At 74.6% G+C, this 3,874-nt stretch carries 4 protein-coding genes; 3 read left to right on the top strand and 1 reads right to left on the bottom strand.

Translation table 11 applies throughout. From position 1 onward, the window contains the following. Both HMPREF3159_RS14280 and HMPREF3159_RS14285 read left to right on the top strand, forming a co-directional pair. Positions 1-926 (top strand): ABC transporter ATP-binding protein (locus tag HMPREF3159_RS14280; RefSeq protein WP_246821646.1); only part of this gene is annotated, 926 nt, incomplete at its 5' end. A gap of 262 nt (positions 927-1,188) precedes the next feature. Continuing rightward, complete coding sequence (locus HMPREF3159_RS14285; RefSeq protein WP_070501794.1) at positions 1,189-2,352, top strand: FAD-dependent oxidoreductase; 1,164 nt, start codon at positions 1,189-1,191, stop codon at positions 2,350-2,352. A gap of 345 nt (positions 2,353-2,697) precedes the next feature. On the opposite strand, the gene HMPREF3159_RS14290 is transcribed toward HMPREF3159_RS14285, so the two are convergent. Further along, on the bottom strand, positions 2,698-3,243 hold the full coding sequence (locus HMPREF3159_RS14290; protein ID WP_141748251.1) for a DUF4188 domain-containing protein: 546 nt from the start codon (positions 3,241-3,243) through the stop codon (positions 2,698-2,700). 271 nt (positions 3,244-3,514) lie between these two features. On the opposite strand from HMPREF3159_RS14290, the gene HMPREF3159_RS14295 reads away from it, so the two are divergent. Further along, positions 3,515-3,874 (top strand): MerR family transcriptional regulator (locus HMPREF3159_RS14295; protein WP_141748252.1); only part of this gene is annotated, 360 nt, incomplete at its 3' end.

Raw genomic sequence — 3,874 nt, forward strand, 5'->3', positions numbered from 1 at the left:
CGGGCGGTCCGGCGGAGGCGACCGGTGCCGGCATCGTCGAGGGCGAGGCCGGCTCGTCGGCCCCCGCGCGCCGCATCGTCCCGCGCCAGGAGCTCACCGGCCCCACCCGCGGCCGGATCGAGTTCGACCACGTCGCCTTCTCCTACACCCCGGAGAAGCCGCTGATCAGCGACCTGTCGCTGACGGCGGAGCCCGGGCAGACGATCGCGATCGTCGGCCCCACCGGCGCGGGCAAGACCACCCTGGTCAACCTGATCATGCGGTTCTACGAGATCGACGCCGGCGAGATCCGGCTCGACGGCGTGGACATCCGCGCCCTGGACCGCGGCGCGGTGCGCTCCCGCGTGGGCATGGTGCTGCAGGACGCGGTGCTCTTCGGCGGCACGATCCGGGAGAACATCCGCTACGGCCGGCTGGATGCGACCGACGAGGAGGTGGTCGCCGCCGCGACCGCCACCTTCGTGAACCGCTTCGTGCACACCCTCCCCGACGGCTACGACACCGTCATCGAGGACGAGGGCGCGAACGTCTCCGCCGGCGAGCGGCAGCTGATCACGATCGCCCGCGCCTTCCTCGCGGACCCCGCGCTGCTGATCCTCGACGAGGCCACCAGCTCCGTGGACACCCGCACCGAGGTGCTCGTGCAGGAGGCGATGGCGGCGCTGCGCACCGACCGCACCAGCTTCGTCATCGCGCACCGGCTCTCCACCATCCGCGACGCCGACGTGATCCTGGTGATGGAGCACGGCGACATCGTCGAGCAGGGCTCGCACGACGAGCTGCTCGCCGCGGGCGGCGCCTACCACCGGCTGTACTGGTCGCAGTTCGCCGACGGTGTGGACCCCGACGAGGACGAGGCCGTGCTCGAGGGCACCCCCACCGGCCCCGTCCCGGCCGTCGCCGCGGTCGAGCACGAGGGCGAGTAGCGGGGGCAGGGGGCAGAGTCGGCACATCGGCCGGCCGAGCCATGCCACGCCGCCCCGCCCTATCTCGCCCCGCCTCGACCGGGCCAGGCCGGGCGGGCCGCACCTTTTGTGCCCGTGAGGCTTCATGTGGGCCCCCGCATGAGTCCTCACGGGCACAAAACCTTCTGCCATCCCGCCGCGTCCCGTCCCGCTCGCCTCGCGGCTCGAGAGCCTGCGGGAAACCCCCTGGGCAGCTCCGTCGGTCGCAGGTAGCGTCGAGGGCATGGACGTCACCGTCATCGGAGGCGGCATCGCCGGCCTCGCCCTCGCCCACCAGCTCGCCCCCGACCACGACGTCACCGTGCTCGAGGCCTCCCCGGGCCCCCGCGGCGGCGGCTACATGATCGACTTCTTCGGCCCCGGCTTCGTCGCCGCCGAGCGGATGGGGATCATCGACGAGCTCCGCTCCCGCGGCCACGTCTACGAGGGCGTGCGCTACGGGACGCCCGACGGGGCCGAGTCCGGCCGGATCGACGTCGGACCCCTCGCCGCGGCCCTCGGCGGACGCTACTTCTCCATCCTGCGACCGGAGGTCGAGCTCGGGCTCCTCGCCGTGCTGCCGCGCTCCGTCGACCTGCGCTACACGGCCCGTGTCGTCGCGGTCCGCGACATCGGGCTGCAGGGCGGGGGCTCCCCGCGCGGCGCCCTGGTCGAGCTCGCCGACGGGACCACGCTCGCCTCCGACCTCGTCGTGGCCTGCGACGGAGTGCGCTCCCCGGTGCGGGAGAGGGTGGCTCCCGGTCACGGGAAGATCGTGCCGATGGGCTATCGGGTGGCGAGCTACCTCTACCCGGATCCCGAGCTCGCAGGCGAGCTGGGGGAGCGGATGCTCATGACCGACACCGTCGGCCGGGTGGGCTGGGCGTACGCGGCCGGCGAGGGCCGGGTGGGCGCGATGTTCGCCGAGCGCACCGATGCTGCGAGCACCGAGCGGCCCGTCCCTGATCGGGATCGGCTCCAGCGTGACTTCGCCGGCCTCCACCCGCAGGTCGACCGGGCCCTCGAGAACGCCCCGGAGTCCTTCTACGACGACCTCGCCGCCCAGGCGATCGCGCCCCGCTGGAGCCGCGGGCGCGTGGCCCTCGCCGGGGACGCCGCCCACGCCCCCTCGCTCCTGGCCGGGCAGGGCACCTCGCTCGCGATCGCGGGGGCGGAGGCGCTGGCCCGGAGCCTCCGTGCGGCCGGGCCGCACGTCGAGGTGGGGCTGGTCGAGTACGAACGGCGCTGGCGGCCGACGGCCGAGCAGGTGCAGCTCGCGGGCCGTCGCAGCGCCTCCTTCTTCGCCCCCGCGAATCGTGTCCAGCTGCGCCTCCAGCAGATCGCCCGCCGAGCGGTCACGCTGCCCGGGGCGCGCCTGTTCGCAGCGCGGAGCGTCCTCGGCCACTGAGCCGATCCGGGCGCCCGGCGGCGAGGGGACGACCCGTCGGGCCATGCGCGTCGCGGGGACGCCGCAGGCGGATCCTGATCGGTCGGCGGTGACCCGTCGTCGAGGTATCTCCGGCGGATCCCACCCGTCGACGGGGCCGGTTCCCCCGCGCGGGTGCCCCGCGGCGGGGCCGCGGCTCGGAGGGCCGACACTACGGCGCAGCGGCGACCAGCGCCCCATGCTTTTCCGGGAGCCGGCCCTGCAGTGAGGGCGATGCCGGGACCGGAGGGCTCGAGGCGCGGTGCCGTGGAGGGTGCCGATTCGCTGCCCGACGTCGCGTCCCCGGGAGGGCAGGGGCGCGGCGCCTCAGCGGGTGCCGAGCCGCTGGGCGGCGGTGCGTCCCCGGGAGGCCAGGGGAGCGGAGCCGACCGCCTTCGCGAGCCCGACCGTCGCCCCGTTGCCGTAGAAGGTCTCGATCCCGTCCGCGGGCACGGCATAGGTCTCGTGCCAGATCCCGACCGCGCCGGGGTGCTTCCGGGCCGCTTTGTTGAACGCCTTCCAGGCCGGCAGGTGCTCGGCGCTCGACATGCTCGCGTAGGCGTAGAGGTGCTCGGTGCTGCGCCAGTACTGCACCACCCAGGGGCCCTTCGCGCCGATCAGGGTGTCCGCGCCGAGGAAGCCGAGGTCCTCGGCCTCGCCGCGCTCGGCCGCGGCGCGGTTGCGGTGCAGCTCGGCGAGCATGCGCGGCATCGCGGCGGCGACGGGGGCCCACAGGTCCGGCCGCCATGGGGCGCGGATGGTCATGCCGATGTGGAAGACGACAAGGTCGTCGACTTCGGCGTGGGTCAGGTTCGGGGGCCGACGGTCGGTGGAGGCGGCCGGGCGGTCAGCGGGCGCGGCGGGGTGGTCCATGGGGCCCTCGTCTCAATTAGAAAGTGCTACTGTCTAAGGGTGCTCTCGGGTCGACTCCCCGTCAAGGGTGTTCCGGGCCGCTGTCCTTCTCCGTCCTGCCCGACCCGTCGGTCCTCGCCGCGTTCGGCCCGGTGCGTCCCGTCCGCCCGGCGCTGCCCGCCCGACCCCGCCGTCTCGCGCAGCGGCGGATCTGCGTGAGAATTGAGGCCGTCCCGTCGGCGTGCTCTCGGTCCGATGTCCAGCCCGCTGTCGCACTCCCGGAAGGAGCTCGATGAGGATCTCCGCCCTCTCCGCGCGCACCGAGGTGCCGATCGGCACGATCAAGTTCTACCTGCGCGAAGGCCTGCTCGCGCCGGGGCGGCAGACCTCCCGCACCACCGCCGAGTACGACGAGTCGCACGTCGAGCGGATCCGCCTCGTGCGCGCCCTGACCGATGCCGGGGGACTGGGCATCGCGGCGGTGCGCCGCATCGTCGAGGTGCTCGACGCGCCCGGGCCCGCCCGCCTCGACCTGCTCGCCACCGCGCAGCACGCGCTGCTCGCCGACGAGCCGGCGCCCACGGCGCCGACCGGGCGGACGCGGGTCGATGGGGCCGATGGGGCCGACGAGGCCGACGGCGCTGGCGACCCC

This window comes from Brachybacterium sp. HMSC06H03 (genome assembly GCF_001807385.1).
In the GTDB taxonomy this organism is placed as follows: domain Bacteria; phylum Actinomycetota; class Actinomycetes; order Actinomycetales; family Dermabacteraceae; genus Brachybacterium; species Brachybacterium conglomeratum.

Excerpts from the sequence above, each read along its gene's own strand:
- HMPREF3159_RS14285 (WP_070501794.1), top strand. The coding sequence starts at position 1,189 with ATGGACGTCACCGTCATCGGAGGCGGCATCGCCGGCCTCGCCCTCGCC.
- HMPREF3159_RS14290 (WP_141748251.1), bottom strand. The coding sequence starts at position 3,243 with ATGGACCACCCCGCCGCGCCCGCTGACCGCCCGGCCGCCTCCACCGAC.